The organism is Streptomyces sp. NPDC004647, from assembly GCF_040609575.1.
Lineage (GTDB): Bacteria > Actinomycetota > Actinomycetes > Streptomycetales > Streptomycetaceae > Streptomyces.
This window is the reverse complement of record NZ_JBEXKU010000034.1, coordinates 13,348-29,453: the sequence shown is the minus strand read 5'-3', so window position 1 is coordinate 29,453 and position 16,106 is coordinate 13,348. Positions and strand designations below refer to the sequence as shown.

The following is a 16,106-nucleotide window of genomic DNA, read 5'->3' as shown; positions in this document are numbered from 1 at the left end:
TGGATCTTGAATATGGGTGACGTGCCGCACGTGGGCTGGATCACTTACTACTGGAAATAGGAGAATTTCAGGACATACGGCTCCGGTCTCTGCGTCGCTGCTTGCCGGATCTCGGCGGCGGGCGAGGCGAATCGCTTGCGGAAGTTGGGAAAGTGCCGCGGTGAATGTGCTGGTCAGCAGGATTGGCACAGATTCCGGCGCGCTGATCAATGCATTCGCAGGCCTCCCGGGACGGTGCGCGGATCTGTGCGGGACGCTCGAATTCCGTGGTCCTTTCTACGGCATTCGCTAGTAGGAAGGGCATTTGTCGGGCCAAGAACTCGCGGGTTACCAAGGTCGAGCGCTTCCCGGAACTCCGCCGGGATTCATTCACTTCTTGGAGGAGAGCCCGTATGTCGATGCACACCCAGACCCGCACCCCGAGCAAGCCCGTCCTGCGCCGTCGTGCCGCCGTTCTGGCAGTCGGCATGGGGGCCTCGGTCGCGCTGGGGTCCGGCGTGGCGCTCGCTGCGGCCGGCGGCCCCGCTCCCCAGGGCGATGCCTTTGCCGTCCAGACGGCCGGATCCCTCTCCCAGGCGGTGAAGGCTCAGGCCGAGGGCCAGAAGAAGGCAGCCGCCACCAAGGCTGCCGCGAAGGCCGCCGCCGAGAAGCGGGCGGCCGACAAGGCCGCCGCCGACCGTAAGAAGCGCGCGGCTCTCAAGCCCGCGACCCCGGCCTCCTGGGTGAAGCCGGTGAGCCAGTACACCAAGGGATCGACGTTCGGCCTCGGCGGCAGCCACTGGGCCAACAAGCACTCCGGCCAGGACTTCGTCGTGCCGACCGGCACCTCCGTCAAGGCTGTTCACGGCGGCACCGTCGTGGAGTCCGGGTGGGGCGGCTCGTACGGCAACAACGTCGTGATCAAGCACGGTGACCGCACGTTCACCCAGTACGGCCACCTCTCGACGCTCGGCGTGGGCGTCGGCCAGACCGTGAAGACCGGCCAGGAGCTCGGCAAGTCCGGCAGCACCGGCAACTCGACCGGCCCGCACCTGCACTTCGAGGCCCGTACCGCCCCGGTTTACGGCTACGCGGTCGACCCGATCCAGTTCCTGAAGGGTCACGGCGTCAACCCGTAACACCGGGCGCCGGGCAGGCAGGCCCTAGCCCTGGCTCTCCGTGTGATGCGCTGACGTCATCAGCTCCAAGGCGACCTCGAGGACAGCTTTCCGCTTGTCCTCGGGGTCGCCTTCGATCTCACGCAACGCGAACATCCCCGCGTGGATGCTGAACAGTGCGTTGATGCAGCGGACCTGGTCGGTGAGGGCCGCGTCGGGCTCCTTGATGAGTCTGAGCATCGTGAACATCCGGTCCCTGAAGGTGTCGCCGATGCTCAGCTCGCGGACCGCGGCCTGGTTCTCCTGGAGAAAGCGGAAGAGCGGTGCGGCGTCGTTGAGGGCCGCGCTGTAGCGCCGCAGCAGCTCCTGCTTGGTCTCCAGCGTGCGCGGCTCCTGCTCCGCCCACTCGATCAGCTCGTCGAGGGGCCTGCTCAGGTCCTCGAAGATGCTGATGACGATGTCTTCCTTGCTCTTGAAGTGGTAGTACAGCGCCGCCTTGGTGACCTGAAGATTCTCGGCGATCTCGCGCAGCGAGGTCTTCTCGTATCCCCGCTCGGCGAAGAGCTCGAGGGCGACGTCCTGGATGCGCTGCCGGGTGTCCCCGCGGCGCGGCTGACTGGTGCTGCCCATGGTCTTCTCCTGCGCTCGCCCCGGGCCCGCGGCCCGTCGGTCAAACTTACTTGACGCCCGGCTAGTTGGCGGGCTACCTTCCCCAGTGTAGTCAACTTGCCGGTCGGCAAGTAAGTCTGTCTCAGGGGGAGTGGAGCACATGTCCGAGGTCCGGAATGGCAGCGAGGCGAAGCCGGAGGCGCCGGAGGGGCGGAAGCCCCGAAGTATCCGCGTCGTGCTCTTCGCGTTGATGATCGCGATCCTGCTCGCCATGCTCGACAACATGATCGTCGGCACCGCGATGCCCACGATCGTCGGCGAGCTCGGCGGCCTCGAGCACCTCTCCTGGGTGGTCACCGCGTACACCCTCGCCACGGCCGCCTCGACCCCCATCTGGGGAAAGCTCGGCGACATGTACGGCAGGAAGGGCATCTTCCTCACCTCGATCGTGATCTTCCTGGCCGGGTCGGTGCTCTCCGGGATGGCCGGGACGATGGGGCAGCTGATCGGCTTCCGGGCGATACAGGGCCTGGGCGCCGGCGGTCTGATGGTCGGCGTCATGGCGATCATCGGTGAGCTGATCCCGCCGCGGGAGCGCGGCAGGTACCAGGGGATGATGGTGAGCGTGATGGCGGTCGCCACGATCGGTGGACCGCTGGTCGGCGGCACCGTCACCGACCACCTGGGCTGGCGCTGGAGCTTCTACCTCAATCTGCCGCTCGGGGTGGTGGCCTTCGCCATGGTCACGGCGGTGCTGCACCTGCCGAAGAAGAAGGCGGAGGGGCGGATCGACTATCTGGGCGCCGCGCTGCTGACCGTCGGCATCACCTCGCTGGTCCTCATCACCACCTGGGGCGGCAGCGAGTACCCGTGGGTGTCGGCCGAGATCGTCGGACTCGGCGGAACGGCCGTGGCCGCGATCCTCGCCTTCCTCGTCGTCGAGCGGCGGGTGGCGCAGCCGGTGCTGCCGCTGCATATCTTCCGCAACCGCAACTTCACGCTGATCACCGTGGTCGGCTTCCTGGCCGGTTTCGTGATGTTCGGCGCGATCATCTTCCTGCCGCTCTTCCAGCAGACCGTTCAGGGCGCCTCGGCCACCAACTCCGGGCTTCTGCTGCTCCCGATGCTGCTCGCGATGACGGTTGTCTCGCTCTTCGCGGGCCGGGCCACCACGAAGACCGGCAAATACAAGATCTACCCCATCGTGGGCGGCGCGCTGATGACCCTCGGGCTCTTCCTGCTGGCGCAGATGGACACCGAGACCTCCCGCCTCACCTCGGGTGTCTACATGGCGGTGCTCGGCGCCGGTATGGGCTTCCTGATGCAGATCACCATGCTGGTCGCGCAGAACAGCGTCGAGATGAAGGACATGGGAGTCGGCTCTTCGTCCGCCACCCTGTTCCGTACCCTCGGTGGCTCCTTCGGCGTGGCGATCTTCGGCGCGATCTTCAACAACCAAGTGTCGGCGACGATGTCCGCACGGGCCGGTGAGCACGGGGCACAGGCCACCGCGGGCACCGCGCAGCTCGACCCGAAGAGCCTCGCCCAGCTCCCGGCCGGGATCAAGGACGCCTATCTGCACGCGGTGGCGAACGGTACGCAGCACATCTTCCTGTGGGGCGCGGCGATCAGCGTGATCGCCGTGGCCGCGGCCTGGTTCGTCGAGGAGGTCCCGCTGCGCGGGGCCGCCAAGCCGGCCGAGCGCCCGGAGGGCGGGGACGCTCCGGCGGGCGAGGTCGCGGTGTCGGAAACCGTCTGACCTGTCCGTACGTTCTCGGCCGACGGCCTCCGGTGTGCGCACCGGTGGCCGTTTTCGGTGCGCCGGGTGCCGGGTGCCGGGTGCCCAGTGCGGGTGCGGGTTCCGGGGCGGGTGCGGGCGAGTGTGCCGAGCGGGGCGCTATCCGGGGAGGGTGATGACCGGGATGCTGCCCGTATCCGTCGGCGCGGACTCCGGCAGCCACAGCACGGCGATGGCGCCGGTGCCCGTGGTCCCGCCGTCCGGCGCCTCGCCGTCCCCGGCACCGCCGTGGTCGGCACCCGCCCCCGTCGCGCCGCCCTCCGGCCCGGCGTTCCGGAACGTCAGCCGCGCGCCGAGCACACGTGCCTGACCGGCGGCTATGGTCAGCCCCAGCCCGTGGCCGTTGCCGGCCCGGTCGGTGCTCCCGGTACGGAACCGGCTCGGCCCGTCGGCCAGCAGCTCCTCCGGGAAACCCGGCCCGTGGTCCCGCACCCGCAGCATCCGCCCGTCGATCGTGACCTCCACCGGCGCCCGGCCGTGCCTGGCGGCATTGGCGAGCAGATTGCCGATGATGCGTTCGAGACGCCGCGGGTCGGTGTGTGCGTAGGCGTCCTGGACGACCAGCACGGTGGCGTCCGGGGCGATGGTCCGCACCCGGCGGCTGACGAACTCGCCGAGCGAGACCTCCTGCAGTTCGGCCCGCTCGGCCGCGCTGTCCAGCCGGGACACCTCCAGGACGTCCTCGACCAGGGTGCGCATGGCCTGCGCCCGGTTCCGTACGAGCTCGGTGGGGCGGCCGGGCGGCAGCAGCTCCGCCGCCGTGAGCAGCCCCGTCACCGGCGTGCGCAGCTCGTGCGCGATGTCCGCGGTGACCCGCCGCTCGGCCTCCAGCCGCCGTTGCAGGGCGTCGGCCATGGCGTCCACGGCACGGGCGAGATCGTCGGTCTCGTCCCGTACCCGTCCGCCGATCGCGTCCCGGATCCGGATGCCCGTATCGCCCTCGGTGATCTTTCCGGCCGCGGTGGCGGCCTTGCGCAGCCGCCGGGAGAGCTGCCCGCCGATGAGCACACCCAGCGCGCAGCCCACGGGTACGACCGAGGCCGAGCTGACGACCAGCGCGCGGTCGAGGGCGGTGAGCACGGCGTAGCGGTCCTCGAACCGCGCGTGGATGGACAGCACCTTCCCGTTCGACAGCGGGACCGCCGCCCACACGTCCGGCGCGCCGCCGTTGTCGTCGTCCAGATACGTGGCGCGCTGTCCGGTCAGCACCACCTTCTTCAGCTTCGGCGGCAGCCTCGGGTCGCCGATCTTCGCCTCGAACGGCGGCCGCTTCGTGGCCTCGTAGAAGCGCTGGGCGTACTTGACCCGGTCGTCCAGCACGTCCCGGCTGGTGTCGAGCATCGAGATACGTGCCGCGTTGTGCACCACCAGGCTGAGCACGATGGCGACGAGGGTGCTCACCGCGGCGATGGCGATGCTCAGCTTCCACCGGATGCCGGTGCGCATGACAAGTCTTCGCACCGGCGTCAGCCCTTGAGCTTGTAGCCGAAGCCGCGGACCGTCTCGATCCGGTCCTGGCCGACCTTGGCCCGCAGCCGCTGCACATGGACGTCGACGACCCGGGTGTCACCGCCCCAGCCGTAGTCCCAGACCCGCTCCAGCAGCCGGTCGCGGGAGAGCACGGTCCCGGGCGCGGCCGAGAACTCCAGCAGCAGCCGCATCTCCGTCGGGGTCAGGGCGACCGGTTCGCCGTCCTTGCGGACCTCCATGCCCTCCCTGTCGACCTCCAGATCGCCGAAGCGCAGTTCGGACTCGCCGCTCCCGTCGTCTCCCGAGCCGTCGTTCGCGCCGTTCGGCCGGTATCCGGCGTGGCCGAACCGGCGCAGTACGGCCCTGATGCGGGCCACCAGCACGGCCCCGTCGAAGGGCTTGGTCACGTAGTCGTCGGCACCGGCCTCCAGGCCGAGGACGACATCGATGGAGTCGGCCCGCGCGGAGAGCATGATCACGGGAACGGTCGACCCGTCACGGATCCGGCGGCACAGGCTCACCCCGTCCAGGCCCGGCACCATGACGTCCAGCAGCGCGATGTCCGGCCGGTCGGCGCGGAACCTCTCCAGTCCCGTCAGCCCGTCGGCCACGGCGGTGACACAGAATCCGTCACGCTCCAGCGCGAGCTGGGTCGCCTCACGGATCACATCGTCGTCCTCGACGAAGAGCACATGGGTCTCAGGCATCTGCTGCTCTCACTGCTCCGGGGCCGCGGTCGGTTCGGCGCCGTTCACCGACTTGCTGAAGTCGCTGTGCACCCGCCCGTGCACGGTGAATCCGTCACCGGCCCAGCGGTAGGTGAGGACATCCTCGCCGGACGGGCAGCACCGGTCGTCGCCGGGGCCGTAGACCTGCCGGGTGACCTCCAGATCGCCCTTGGAGATCTCGGCGTAGACCGGCTGCTCCTCGTTCACGAAGACATTCTCGTATCGCTTGCGGTCCGCGCTCTCGCGGTAGACATAGCTGCCGACACCGATCGCGTCGCCGCAGCTGAGGACGTTGACGACCACATCGTTGGCACGGCCCCCGGTGATCTTGCCGTAGCTGACGTCGACCGGGTACTCACCCACGCAGCGGTTGAGGCTCTCGCGGATCTTGACGCTGACCTTGCGGTCCTTCTTCACCAACGCGACGGCCTCGTCCTTGGTGGGGGCCGCCGAGGACGCCAACGCCGGGTCGGTGGGGGTCACTTTGGTCGCCGCGCCGGGCCGCGCCGGGCCCTCCGTGCGTACGCCCTCGCCGCCCGTGCCGCAGCCGGCGAGCAACAGGCCGACGGCGGCCGCGCCTGCGGCCGCCGTACCGGTCCGGATCAGATGGACCGCCGTACCTCTCGCTTCGCATGCTTCGAGTTCTGCGAGTTCTGCCAGTCCTGCGAGTTCTTCGGGTGCTTCGTCGTCTTCGTTCGGGGATTCAGCCGTGGTCAGGCCGCGCAACGCTCCCGCCCCCGCTCCGTGCGTTCCAGGTCGTGCGCGTCCAGTTCGCGCCGCTCCAGCTCCTGCCGCAGCCGGGCCAGCGCCCGGTGCAGTGTGCTCTTCACGGTACCGGTCGACATGCCCAGGGCGGCCGCCGTTTCCTCCGTGCTCATCTGCTCCCAGTGTCGCAGGACGACGACGCTGCGCTGCTTCGGGGCGAGAACTCCGAGTATGTCCATCAGCAGGGCGCGGTCGGCGCGCTGCTCGCTGCCGTCATCGACGCTGGCGTCCGGCAGTTGCTCGGTGGGGACCTCGTCGAGCTTCCTGGCGCGCCACCACTCGGTGCGCGTATTGATCATCACGCGGCGGAGGTAGGCGTCCGCGAGGGACTTGTCGGCGATGCCGTCCCAGCGGCCGTACGTACGGACGAGAGCGGTCTGGAGCAGGTCCTGGGCGTCGATCGGGTCGGGGACGAGTCGCCGGGCACTGCGCAGCAGCGCATCCTGCCTTGTCCGGACGTACTCCTCGAACTCCAGGACCTCGCCGACCTCGCTGCTCGCCATCTCGACCGCCTCCATTCCGCTGTTCCTGCCCCGTGTCAGCACCGGTTTCCGGCACAGGCATGAAGCTACGGAGGCGCTGTAACGGAGCCGTCCGCTCCGCCCCTCGGCGGGCGCACGGATACCCCTCGGTTGTGTAACAGCGCGGAGTTTGCGGGGCGAATGGGGCGAGCGGGCCGGTTCCGGCGGGTCGGCTCAGCTCAGCGGGAGCCGGTACGCGCCCCCGTCGAGCGGCTCGACCAGACCGTCCGCGACGAGGCCGTCCAGCGCGCGGGCTCGCTGCACCGGCTCGTCCCACACCGCGTCGAGAGCCTCCTGCGGCACCGGGACGGCCGACTCCCGCAGTACGGCCAGGAGCTTGCCGCGGACCTGGCGGTCGGTGCCCGCGTAGGTCTGGCCGCGGCGCGGCGGGCCGTCGTGCGCGGGCGAACCGGCGAGCCGCCAGCTGCACCGGTCGGCGATCGGGCAGCGGGCGCAGTCCGGGGTACGGGCGGTGCAGACCAGCGCGCCGAGTTCCATGGTGGCCGCGGCCCAGGCCGCGGCGGTCTGTTCGTCGTCCGGCAACAGGTCGCGGGCGAGGCGACGCTCGGCCGCGGTGGTCGCGGTCGGCGGGTACTGGGTGCCGGCCACCGCGCGGGCGAAGACACGGCGCACATTGGTGTCGAGCACGGCGTGCCGCTGGCCGTACGCGAACGAGGCCACTGCCGCTGCCGTGTACTCGCCGACGCCGGGCAGGGCGAGGAGCTTGGTGTGGTCGCGCGGTACATCGCCGCCGTGCCGCTCCGCTATCGCCGAGGCGGCGGAGTGCAGCCGCAGCGCGCGGCGGGGGTAGCCCAGCCGCCCCCAGGCGCGGACCGCCTCGCCCGGCGCTTCGACGGCGAGATCGGCGGGCCGGGGCCAGCGGGAGATCCAGTGCTCGTACACGGGGAGGACACGGGCGACCGGGGTCTGCTGGAGCATGAACTCGCTGACCATCACGCCCCAGGGGCCTGCCTCGGGGCGGCGCCAGGGGAGGTCGCGGGCGTGTGTCCCGAACCAGTCGATGACGGGGGAGTGGAGGGCGGGCCGGCCGGTGGTGGTGCTCGTGCTGGATGTAGTCATGGCAGTTCCGATCCTGGCACGGGTCGCGGCCCAGCGGTGGCAACCCCGGCACTGGACCCGACTTTCGGCTCCGGCCCGCCGGTGTCGCCGCCGGTCGGGGGCGACCGCACGGCCGACGCGCCGACCCACGGTTCCCTCGCGGATTCACGGGCGGTGCCGCCCGCCCCCGGGTCCGTCGGCGGGGTGGACGGCGGAGACGGCGGCGAGGGGGACGGAGTCCTGTTGCCGCTGCCGAATCCGGTCAGGAAGCGAAACCAGCCGGGCATGTCGTGGGCGAAGTTGGTGATGCCTCGACAGCGAGTCGACAGGGACCTGCTTCCTTCGTGGTCACGGAACGTACGAATGGGGCCGGAATCGTCACAGTGAGCGATGGGCGGCGGCTTGACCCGACGAAAGTCGGGCTCCGTGATGATGATCGGGAAAAGAAGGGGCGGATGGCGGCGGGTAGTGGCCTGACAGTGGACCGATCTCTCGTAAGGTTTGCGCGTGGGATCTCTGCGCAATCCGGTCGGGCCGCTTCCCTCCTCCATCTACTGGCGTCGGAGGGCGGTTGCGCTGTCCCTGGTCGCATTGCTCTCCCTGCTGATCGTCTGGGCGGTCAACTCCGGTGGCTCCGGCGGGGGTGACGGCCAGGGCAAGGGTCCGGACGCCGACGGGCCCGCGAGCTCCATCACGCCCGGCCCCTCCTCGTCCGGCCCCGCGGTCAGTGAACGGCCGGGCGGGCGCGACGAGTCGGAGGGCGGGGGCAGCGGCGGCGGTACGGGTGGCGGAACCGGCGGTGGCCCGGGCGGCGGCACGGGTGGTGGCGCAGGTGACGACGGTGAAGGCGGCGACGGCGGAGCGACGGGCGGGGCCGACGGCTCCGGCGGCTCAGGAAGCGGCGGCGGAATCGGCGTCCCGGCCGGTTCGAGCCTCCCCGACTGCACATCCGGAGCAACGAAGTTGACCGTGCGCAGCGTCAAGAACTCCTACGCCCCCGGCGACAAGCCGAAGTTCGAGATCGTCGCGAAGAACTCCTCCGGCAAGAGCTGCAAGCTGGACTTCGGGGACAAGGCCGCGGTGCTGACCATCACGCTCGCGGACGACGACGATCCGATGTGGGCGTCGGACGACTGCCCGAAGCACAGCCGCATGCTGCTCCAAGTCCCGGCCGAGGGGGAGTCCAGCCGGACCGTGGAGTGGGACCGCAAGCCGAGTGAGCCGGAGTGCGCGACGCCTTCGGCCGGTTCGGCGAAGCCGGGTACGTATCTGGTCGAGGTGAAGCCGGCCGGTCTGCCGACGGCGCGCGTCTCCTTCTCGCTCGCCAAGGACTGACCGCCCTGCCGGGCGCGGACCCGCCCGCCCGGCACGCATGGCCGGACAGGCCGCGCAGGGCAGCAGGGCCGGAGAGCTACACGTAGCGCTCGAGGATCGAGGACTCGGCCAGCCGCGACAGCCCCTCGCGTACGGACCGGGCCCGGGCCTCGCCCACGCCTTCGACCGTCTGCAGATCGTCGACACTCGCCGCGAGAAGCTTCTGCAGCCCGCCGAAGTGCTCGACGAGCCGCTCGATGATGGCGTTCGGAAGCCGCGGCACCTTGGCGAGCAGCCGGTAACCGCGCGGGGAGACCGCGGAGTCGAGCGTCTCGGGAGAGCCGCTGTAGCCCAGCGCCCGCGCCACCGTGGGGAGTTCCAGCAGTTCGGCGTGGCTGAGCGCGTCCAGTTCGCGCAGCGCGTCGGCGACCGTACGGGTCCGCCGCGCGGTCGGCTCCGGCACGTAGTCACGGACCACCAGCTCGCGCTCCGGCTCGACGCCGGCGATCAACTCGTCCAGCTGGAGCGAGAGAAGCCGCCCGTCGGTGCCGAGCTCCACCACGTACTCGGCGATCTCGGTGGCGATGCGGCGGACCATCTCCAACCGCTGCGCCACGGCCGACACATCCCGGACCGTGACCAGGTCCTCGATCTCCAGAGCGGAGAGCGTGCCCGCCACCTCGTCGAGACGGAGCTTGTAGCGCTCCAGCGTCGCCAGGGCCTGGTTGGCCCGGGACAGGATCGCCGCGGAGTCCTCGAGGACCCGGCGCTGCCCGCCCACGTACAGCGCGATCAGCCGCATCGACTGGCTCACGGACACGACGGGGAAGCCTGCCTGGATGGAGACGCGCTGAGCGGTGCGGTGCCGCGTGCCGGTCTCCTCGGTGGGGATCGACGCGTCCGGAACGAGCTGTACGCCCGCCCGCACGATCTTGGTGATGTCCTTGTCCAGGATCAGCGCGCCGTCCAGCTTGCACAGCTCGCGCAGCCGGGTCGCGCTGAATTCGACATCGAGGATGAAACCGCCCGAACACATCGTTTCGACGGTCTTGTCCATACCGAGGACGAGGAGACCGCCGGTATTGCCGCGGAGCACCCGCTCCAGTCCGTCGCGCAGGGCCGTGCCGGGCGCGACAGCGCTCAGCGATGCGCGCATCAGGCCTTCGGTACCGGAGCTCCCGCCGGACTTGCCGGGAGCTGCCGTCCGGTCGCTGGCTGCCACTCCACTCCTCCGGTCGTCACGATTGGGGGGCCCGGGGCGTACGTACGGGCGAGACCAGGGCAAAGTCTACCGGCGGCCGGGCTGCTTATGTGGGGCGTCCTCCGGCAGCGCCTCACGGCGTGTGCGCCGGGGCAGCATCCGCAGGGCGTCGCCCATGTCGGCCACTTCCGTGACCTTCATCCCGGACGGGACCTTGCCGGGGTCCGTGGGGACAAGTGCGTGGGTGAAACCGAGCCGGGCCGCCTCGGCCAGCCGGCGCTGCACTCCGGTGACCCGCCGCACCTCTCCGGCCAGCCCCACCTCGCCGATGGCGACGAGGTTCTTCGGCAGCGGTGTGTCGCTCGCGGCGCTGGCCAGAGCGAGGGCCACGGCGAGGTCCGCGGCCGGCTCGGTCAGCTTCACACCGCCGACCGTGGCGCTGTAGATGTCGCGCTTGCCGAGCTGCGAGATCTTTCCGCGCTGCTCCAGGACGGCCAGCATCATCGAGACCCGCGAGGTCTCCAGGCCCGAGGTGGTGCGGCGCGGGGAGGGGATCTGCGAATCGACGGTGAGCGCCTGGACCTCGGCGACGAGGGGGCGGCGGCCCTCCAGGGTGACGGTCAGGCAGGTGCCGGGAACGGGCTCGTCGCGGTGGGTCAGGAAAAGGCCCGAGGGGTCGGCGAGCCCGGTGATGCCCTCGTCGTGCAGCTCGAAGCAGCCGACCTCGTCGGTCGCCCCGTAGCGGTTCTTCACCCCGCGCACCAGGCGGAGGCGGGCGTGCCGGTCGCCCTCGAAATGCAGCACGACATCGACCAGATGTTCCAGCAGCCGGGGGCCCGCGATGGCGCCGTCCTTGGTGACATGGCCCACCAGGATGGTGGACATCCCCCGCTCCTTGGACGCGCGGATGAGGGCTCCCGCGACCTCGCGGACCTGGGCCATGCCGCCCGGTGCGCCGTCGATCTCGGGTGAGGCGACGGTCTGCACGGAGTCGAGGACCAGCAGCGACGGCTTGACGGAGTCGAGGTGGCCGAGGACAGCGGACAGATCGGTCTCGGCGGCGAGGTAGAGGTGGTCGTTGAGCGCGCCGATGCGGTCGGCGCGGAGCCGGACCTGGCCGGCGGACTCCTCGCCGGTGACGTAGAGGGTGCGTTCCTGCTCGGACGCCGCCTTCGCCGCGACATCGAGGAGCAGCGTGGACTTGCCCACGCCGGGCTCCCCGGCGAGCAGCGCGACGGCGCCGGGGATGATGCCGCCGCCGAGCACCCGGTCGAGCTCCGCCACTCCCGTGCTGCGGGCGGTGGCCTGGCGGCCGTCCACCTGGCCGATGGGGAGGGCGGCGGAGGTGACCCGGCCGGGCGCGGTCGTACGGACCGCGGGCGCGCCGCCGAACTCCTCGACCGTGCCCCACGCCTGGCACTCCGGGCAGCGGCCGAGCCACTTGGCGGTGGTCCAGCCGCACTCGGTGCAGCGGTAGGAAGGGCGGTCCTTGGCGGAGGAGCGGGACGTACGGGCGACAGCCATGCCGTCACCGTAGCGGTGGGCTCCGACAACCGGTCCCGGCCCCCAGTCGCGGAACGTCCCCGTCCACCGGCTCGTTGAGCCCGGACCCGCACGGGCGGAGACGCCGGGGCGCCCTGAGATTCCTGTGCATTGCCCCGCGGATCCCCGGACCTCCACGAGGAGGGCAGGGGAGGGGAGGAGGACGAGGAATGGGGCGAGGGCGGCCAGAGTTCGAGTGCCTCACGACGTCGAGTGCCTTATAGCAGAACACCGTCATGGCAAGGGGAATGCGTGTCCTCTTTTGAGTGGTCTAATCACCCGTTGGGGTTAAATCAGCTAAAGCGCCGCGAACGGCCAGGCATCATCCGCCTACCGTCGGCGGGTGATGAGCAGCAGGCGCGAGCACTCCACGCACTCCACCGGGTCCACGGCGGGAACACACCGGGCGAACCACCGCGCGCAGAGCTCCTCGCGGAGCCGCCCGGATCCGTCCGCCTCGCCGCAGCGGCCGCCCGACCGCTACGAGCCGTATCTGGACGGCCTGTTCACGTACTGCCTGTCGGTCCTCTGCGAGCACGACGCCGCGACCGCCGTGCTCGGAGAAGTCCTCGCGATCGCCGAGCGGCAGCGCGGCCGCCGTCCCGCCGACGACGCGCAGCGCCGTCCCTGGCTGTACGCGATCGCCCGCTGGGCCTGCCTCCAGCAGCTCGCCGAGAAGCGGCGCAGCCGCGAAGCGCAGCCGCCGGCGCAGCAGGAGGCTCCCGCGCTCTCCGAGGCCGTCACCGCGGACCGTCGCCGCGAACTCGCCGCGCTCGCCTGGCCGGAGGCCGCCGGGACCACACCCGAGCAGCGCGAGGCCCTGGAACTCGCCGTCCGGCACCAGCTTCGGCCCGAGGAGGTCGCGGCCGTCCTGGGTATGGAGCGCGACGCGGCCCGGGCCCTGCTCTCCAGTGCCGCCTGCGAGGTGGAGCGCACCCGCGCCGCCCTCGTCGTCGTCGAGCGCGGCAGTTGCCCGGTCGTCGCCCGGCTCACCGGTGACAACCAGGTGCTGCTGAGTACCGCGCTCCGCCGCGAGCTCGTACGGCACGTCGACGACTGTCCCGAGTGCCGTCGCGCCGCGGAGCGCGCAACCGCCGGCGGCCCCTGGCCCGGCAGTACCGCGGTGCCCGGCACGCTTCCCGTGCTCCAGGCGCCGCCGGCCGCCGCACACGCCGCGATGACGCGTGCCCTGACGCGCCCCGGCGGCGCGCGGACCGGTCCGCGCTACGACCGCAGCGGCTTCCCCATGGACCCCAAGGACCGGGCGGCCATGCGCCGCCGGATGCGCAGCCGCGCCGTGACGACGACGGTGGTCGCGACGGTGATCGCGGCGCCGGTGCTCGCGCTGTGGGCGGCGTACCGGGGCGCGCCGTTGACCGGCGAGGGGCCGGACGTGGGTTCGGTCTCGGCCGTCGAGGAGGACGCTTCGGACGGGCTCGGCGGCCGCCCGTACGAGAAGGCGGGCAACGCGGAGGTCGGCCCCCACCCGGGCTTCTCCGCGGGAAAGCGTTCTCCCGATGTGTCGGTGGAGGTCGTCGACGCGGACGGCGCCGGGCGTCCGCGGCACGGCGGCGACAGCAGGCGTACGCCGTCCGACCGGGCCATGGACAGAGGCGGGCCGAGCGGGGCTGCCGGACCGTCGGGGCCCGGCAGGCCGGGCGCCGGGCAGGGGCCGGGGCGGCTGACGGTGGACGCCCAGCCGGGCGGCGATGCGACGCTCATCACACTGTCCGCGTCGGGCGGTTCGCCGGTGCGGTGGTCTGCGTACGCGGATCAGCCGTGGCTGCGGCTGAGTATGACCTCGGGCGTGCTGCGGCCGGGGGAGTCGGTGACGATCACTGTGTCCGTGGACTCGGCGCAGGAGCCCCGGGGGCGGTGGACCGCGCGGGTGGCGATCGACCCGTCGGGCTCGGTGATCACGATCCAGGGCCGCGGAACGCCCCCGGAGCCCACGCCGACCCCGACTCCGACCCCGTCGCCGAGCGACCCGGAGCCCAGCCCGACGCCGTCGGACGGCACGACGTCACCCAGCGGCAGCGGGAGTCCCAGTCAGTCCGGCTGACGCCGCACCGAGGGGCGGCCGGGGCGGTCCCGCGGACGGCGGACAGATCCCCGCGGAACCGTTACGCCGGGTCCGCGGGGTGCGGGGCCATCGGGAGCAGCGACGCCACGCGCTGCTCGCACAGCTCCGCCAGCTTGTCGTACGCGGCCTTGCCCATCAGCTCCGTGAGCTCCGGCCGGTACGAGACATAGACCGGCTCCCCCGCTCCGTGCGCGGAGCGCGCGCTGGTGCACCACCAGTGCAGATCGTGGCCGCCGGGCCCCCAGCCGCGCCGTTCGTACTCGCCGATCGAGACCACCAGCACCCGGGTGTCGTCCGGCCGGTCCACCCAGTCGTACGTCCGCCGGATCGGCAGCTGCCAGCACACGTCCGGCTTGGTCTCGAGCGGCTCGCGCCCCTCGCGCAGCGCCAGGATGTGCAGCGAGCAGCCGGCCCCGCCCGCGAAGCCCGGCCTGTTCTGGAAGATGCACGAGCCCTCGTGGCGCCGGGTCTGCCGCTCGCCGTCCTCGTCCACGTCGACCCAGCCGGTCTCCGTGCCCACATCGTGGAACTGCCAGATCTCCGGTGTCAGCCGGGCCGCGTGCTCGGCGACCCGCTTCTCGTCGTCCTCGTCGGAGAAGTGCGCGCCCAGCGTGCAGCAGCCGTCGTCGGCCCGTCCCGCCTGGATGCCCTGGCAGCCCTGGCCGAAGATGCACGACCAGCGGGAGGTGAGCCAGGTCAGGTCACAGCGGAAGACCTGTTCCTCGTCCGCGGGGTCGGGGAACTCGACCCACGCACGCGTGAAGTCCGTCCCCACCTCGTCGGACGACTGGGACGGCTTCTTGGCTGCTTTGCCCCGCTTGGCCTTTTTCGTCTTTGCCACGTGTCCAGCGTAAGCGGGCGAAGGTCCGTACGTGACCGCTCACCCGCCGCAGTAGCGTGCTCCGTATGAGACTCGGTGTCCTCGACGTGGGTTCGAATACGGTTCATCTGTTGGTGGTGGACGCGCACCCGGGCGCCCGCCCGCTCCCCGCCCACTCCCACAAGGCGGATCTGCGACTGGCGGAACTCCTCGACGACGACGGCGCGATCGGTGGGGAGGGCGTCGACCGGCTCGTCAGCACCATCAACGAGGCACTCCAGGCCGCCGAGGACAAGGGTGTCGAGGACGTCCTGCCGTTCGCGACCTCCGCCATCCGCGAGGCCGTCAACGCGGCGGATGTGCTGGTCCGGGTCGCCGAGGAGACCGGCGTAACCCTGAATGTGCTGACCGGCGACGAGGAGGCGCGGCTCACATTTCTCGCCGCCCGCCGCTGGTTCGGCTGGTCGGCCGGGCGCCTGCTGGTGATCGACATCGGCGGGGGCTCGCTGGAGATCGCGTACGGGCTCGACGAGGAGCCGGACAGGGCGGTGTCGCTGCCGCTCGGCGCGGGACGGCTGACCAGCGCCTGGCTGCCCGGGGACCCGCCCGAGGCGGCGGACGTGAAGCTGCTGCGCCGCCACGTACGCGCCGTGATCGCCCGCATAGTCGGGGAGTTCACCCGCTTCGGCCCGCCCGACCATGTCGTCGCCACGTCGAAAACCTTCAAACAGCTGGCCAGGATCGCGGGCGCGGCGCGCTCCGCCGAGGGCCTGTACGTCCAGCGCGGACTCACCCGGAAGGCCCTGGAGGAATGGGTGCCGCGGCTCGCCGGAATGACGGCCGCGGACCGCTGCGCGCTGCCCGGCGTATCGGAGGGGCGGGCGTCACAGCTGCTCGCCGGGGCGCTGGTGGCGGAGGCCGCGATGGACCTGTTCGGGGTGGAGGAACTGGAGATCTGTCCCTGGGCGCTGCGCGAGGGAGTCATCCTCCGCCGCCTGGACCACCTCCCGTCCTCCTGACCGGCGGACCGGCCCCGTCCGCGGGCCGCCCCCTCCGTCGCCCGGCGCGACACGCCGTACGCTGTCTCCCGTGGCTCAAC

The 16,106-nt window shown here is 71.4% G+C and carries 14 protein-coding genes; 5 read left to right on the top strand and 9 right to left on the bottom strand.

From position 1 onward, the window contains the following. The first annotated feature begins 392 nt into the window (after window positions 1-392). Entirely contained in the window at window positions 393-1,118 is a 726-nt protein-coding gene (locus tag ABZW18_RS17155; protein ID WP_356188061.1) for a M23 family metallopeptidase, read from the top strand. Between the two features lie 24 nt (window positions 1,119-1,142). On the opposite strand, the gene ABZW18_RS17150 is transcribed toward ABZW18_RS17155, so the two are convergent. Further along, window positions 1,143-1,727, bottom strand: coding sequence for a helix-turn-helix domain-containing protein (locus ABZW18_RS17150; protein ID WP_356188059.1), 585 nt, complete (start codon window positions 1,725-1,727; stop codon window positions 1,143-1,145). A gap of 139 nt (window positions 1,728-1,866) precedes the next feature. On the opposite strand from ABZW18_RS17150, the gene ABZW18_RS17145 reads away from it, so the two are divergent. After that, on the top strand, window positions 1,867-3,465 hold the full coding sequence (locus ABZW18_RS17145) for an MDR family MFS transporter (RefSeq protein ID WP_356188057.1): 1,599 nt from the start codon (window positions 1,867-1,869) through the stop codon (window positions 3,463-3,465). Between the two features lie 138 nt (window positions 3,466-3,603). Here the strand turns inward: ABZW18_RS17145 and cseC are convergent, their stop codons facing one another. The 5 genes from cseC to ABZW18_RS17120 form a co-directional block, all read right to left on the bottom strand. Further along, a complete protein-coding gene (gene cseC, locus ABZW18_RS17140) occupies window positions 3,604-4,965 on the bottom strand; it encodes a two-component system sensor histidine kinase CseC (protein ID WP_356188055.1) in 1,362 nt (453 codons plus the stop codon). Between the two features lie 5 nt (window positions 4,966-4,970). Beyond that, entirely contained in the window at window positions 4,971-5,681 is a 711-nt protein-coding gene (cseB, locus tag ABZW18_RS17135; RefSeq protein WP_356188053.1) for a two-component system response regulator CseB, read from the bottom strand. Between the two features lie 9 nt (window positions 5,682-5,690). Beyond that, complete coding sequence (locus ABZW18_RS17130; RefSeq protein ID WP_356188051.1) at window positions 5,691-6,428, bottom strand: hypothetical protein; 738 nt, start codon at window positions 6,426-6,428, stop codon at window positions 5,691-5,693. After that, entirely contained in the window at window positions 6,416-6,970 is a 555-nt protein-coding gene (locus tag ABZW18_RS17125; protein WP_356188139.1) for a SigE family RNA polymerase sigma factor, read from the bottom strand. Before ABZW18_RS17125 ends, ABZW18_RS17130 begins: the two co-directional genes overlap by 13 nt. A gap of 192 nt (window positions 6,971-7,162) precedes the next feature. After that, a complete protein-coding gene (locus tag ABZW18_RS17120) occupies window positions 7,163-8,068 on the bottom strand; it encodes an A/G-specific adenine glycosylase (protein ID WP_356188049.1) in 906 nt (301 codons plus the stop codon). A 486-nt stretch (window positions 8,069-8,554) separates the two neighbouring features. On the opposite strand from ABZW18_RS17120, the gene ABZW18_RS17115 reads away from it, so the two are divergent. Continuing rightward, entirely contained in the window at window positions 8,555-9,382 is an 828-nt protein-coding gene (locus ABZW18_RS17115; protein ID WP_356188047.1) for a hypothetical protein, read from the top strand. A 76-nt stretch (window positions 9,383-9,458) separates the two neighbouring features. On the opposite strand, the gene disA is transcribed toward ABZW18_RS17115, so the two are convergent. After that, window positions 9,459-10,583, bottom strand: coding sequence for a DNA integrity scanning diadenylate cyclase DisA (gene disA / locus ABZW18_RS17110; RefSeq protein ID WP_356188045.1), 1,125 nt, complete (start codon window positions 10,581-10,583; stop codon window positions 9,459-9,461). A 66-nt stretch (window positions 10,584-10,649) separates the two neighbouring features. Next, on the bottom strand, window positions 10,650-12,086 hold the full coding sequence (radA, locus tag ABZW18_RS17105) for a DNA repair protein RadA (protein ID WP_356188043.1): 1,437 nt from the start codon (window positions 12,084-12,086) through the stop codon (window positions 10,650-10,652). A gap of 364 nt (window positions 12,087-12,450) precedes the next feature. Here radA and ABZW18_RS17100 point away from each other — a divergent pair, with 364 nt between their 5' ends. After that, window positions 12,451-14,166 (top strand): sigma-70 family RNA polymerase sigma factor, encoded by a 1,716-nt coding sequence (locus ABZW18_RS17100; RefSeq protein ID WP_356188041.1) that lies wholly within the window; start codon window positions 12,451-12,453, stop codon window positions 14,164-14,166. A gap of 61 nt (window positions 14,167-14,227) precedes the next feature. On the opposite strand, the gene ABZW18_RS17095 is transcribed toward ABZW18_RS17100, so the two are convergent. Beyond that, window positions 14,228-15,028, bottom strand: coding sequence for a hypothetical protein (locus ABZW18_RS17095; RefSeq protein WP_356188039.1), 801 nt, complete (start codon window positions 15,026-15,028; stop codon window positions 14,228-14,230). A 65-nt stretch (window positions 15,029-15,093) separates the two neighbouring features. On the opposite strand from ABZW18_RS17095, the gene ABZW18_RS17090 reads away from it, so the two are divergent. Next, a complete protein-coding gene (locus tag ABZW18_RS17090) occupies window positions 15,094-16,026 on the top strand; it encodes a Ppx/GppA phosphatase family protein (RefSeq protein WP_356188037.1) in 933 nt (310 codons plus the stop codon). The last annotated feature ends 80 nt before the right edge of the window (window positions 16,027-16,106 follow it).

Coding starts and splice junctions, on each gene's coding strand:
- ABZW18_RS17155 (WP_356188061.1), top strand. CDS start 393: ATGTCGATGCACACCCAGACCCGCACCCCGAGCAAGCCCGTCCTGCGC.
- ABZW18_RS17150 (WP_356188059.1), bottom strand. CDS start 1,727: ATGGGCAGCACCAGTCAGCCGCGCCGCGGGGACACCCGGCAGCGCATC.
- ABZW18_RS17145 (WP_356188057.1), top strand. CDS start 1,867: ATGTCCGAGGTCCGGAATGGCAGCGAGGCGAAGCCGGAGGCGCCGGAG.
- cseB (WP_356188053.1), bottom strand. CDS start 5,681: ATGCCTGAGACCCATGTGCTCTTCGTCGAGGACGACGATGTGATCCGT.
- ABZW18_RS17125 (WP_356188139.1), bottom strand. CDS start 6,970: ATGGCGAGCAGCGAGGTCGGCGAGGTCCTGGAGTTCGAGGAGTACGTC.
- ABZW18_RS17120 (WP_356188049.1), bottom strand. CDS start 8,068: ATGACTACATCCAGCACGAGCACCACCACCGGCCGGCCCGCCCTCCAC.
- radA (WP_356188043.1), bottom strand. CDS start 12,086: ATGGCTGTCGCCCGTACGTCCCGCTCCTCCGCCAAGGACCGCCCTTCC.
- ABZW18_RS17100 (WP_356188041.1), top strand. CDS start 12,451: ATGAGCAGCAGGCGCGAGCACTCCACGCACTCCACCGGGTCCACGGCG.
- ABZW18_RS17090 (WP_356188037.1), top strand. CDS start 15,094: ATGAGACTCGGTGTCCTCGACGTGGGTTCGAATACGGTTCATCTGTTG.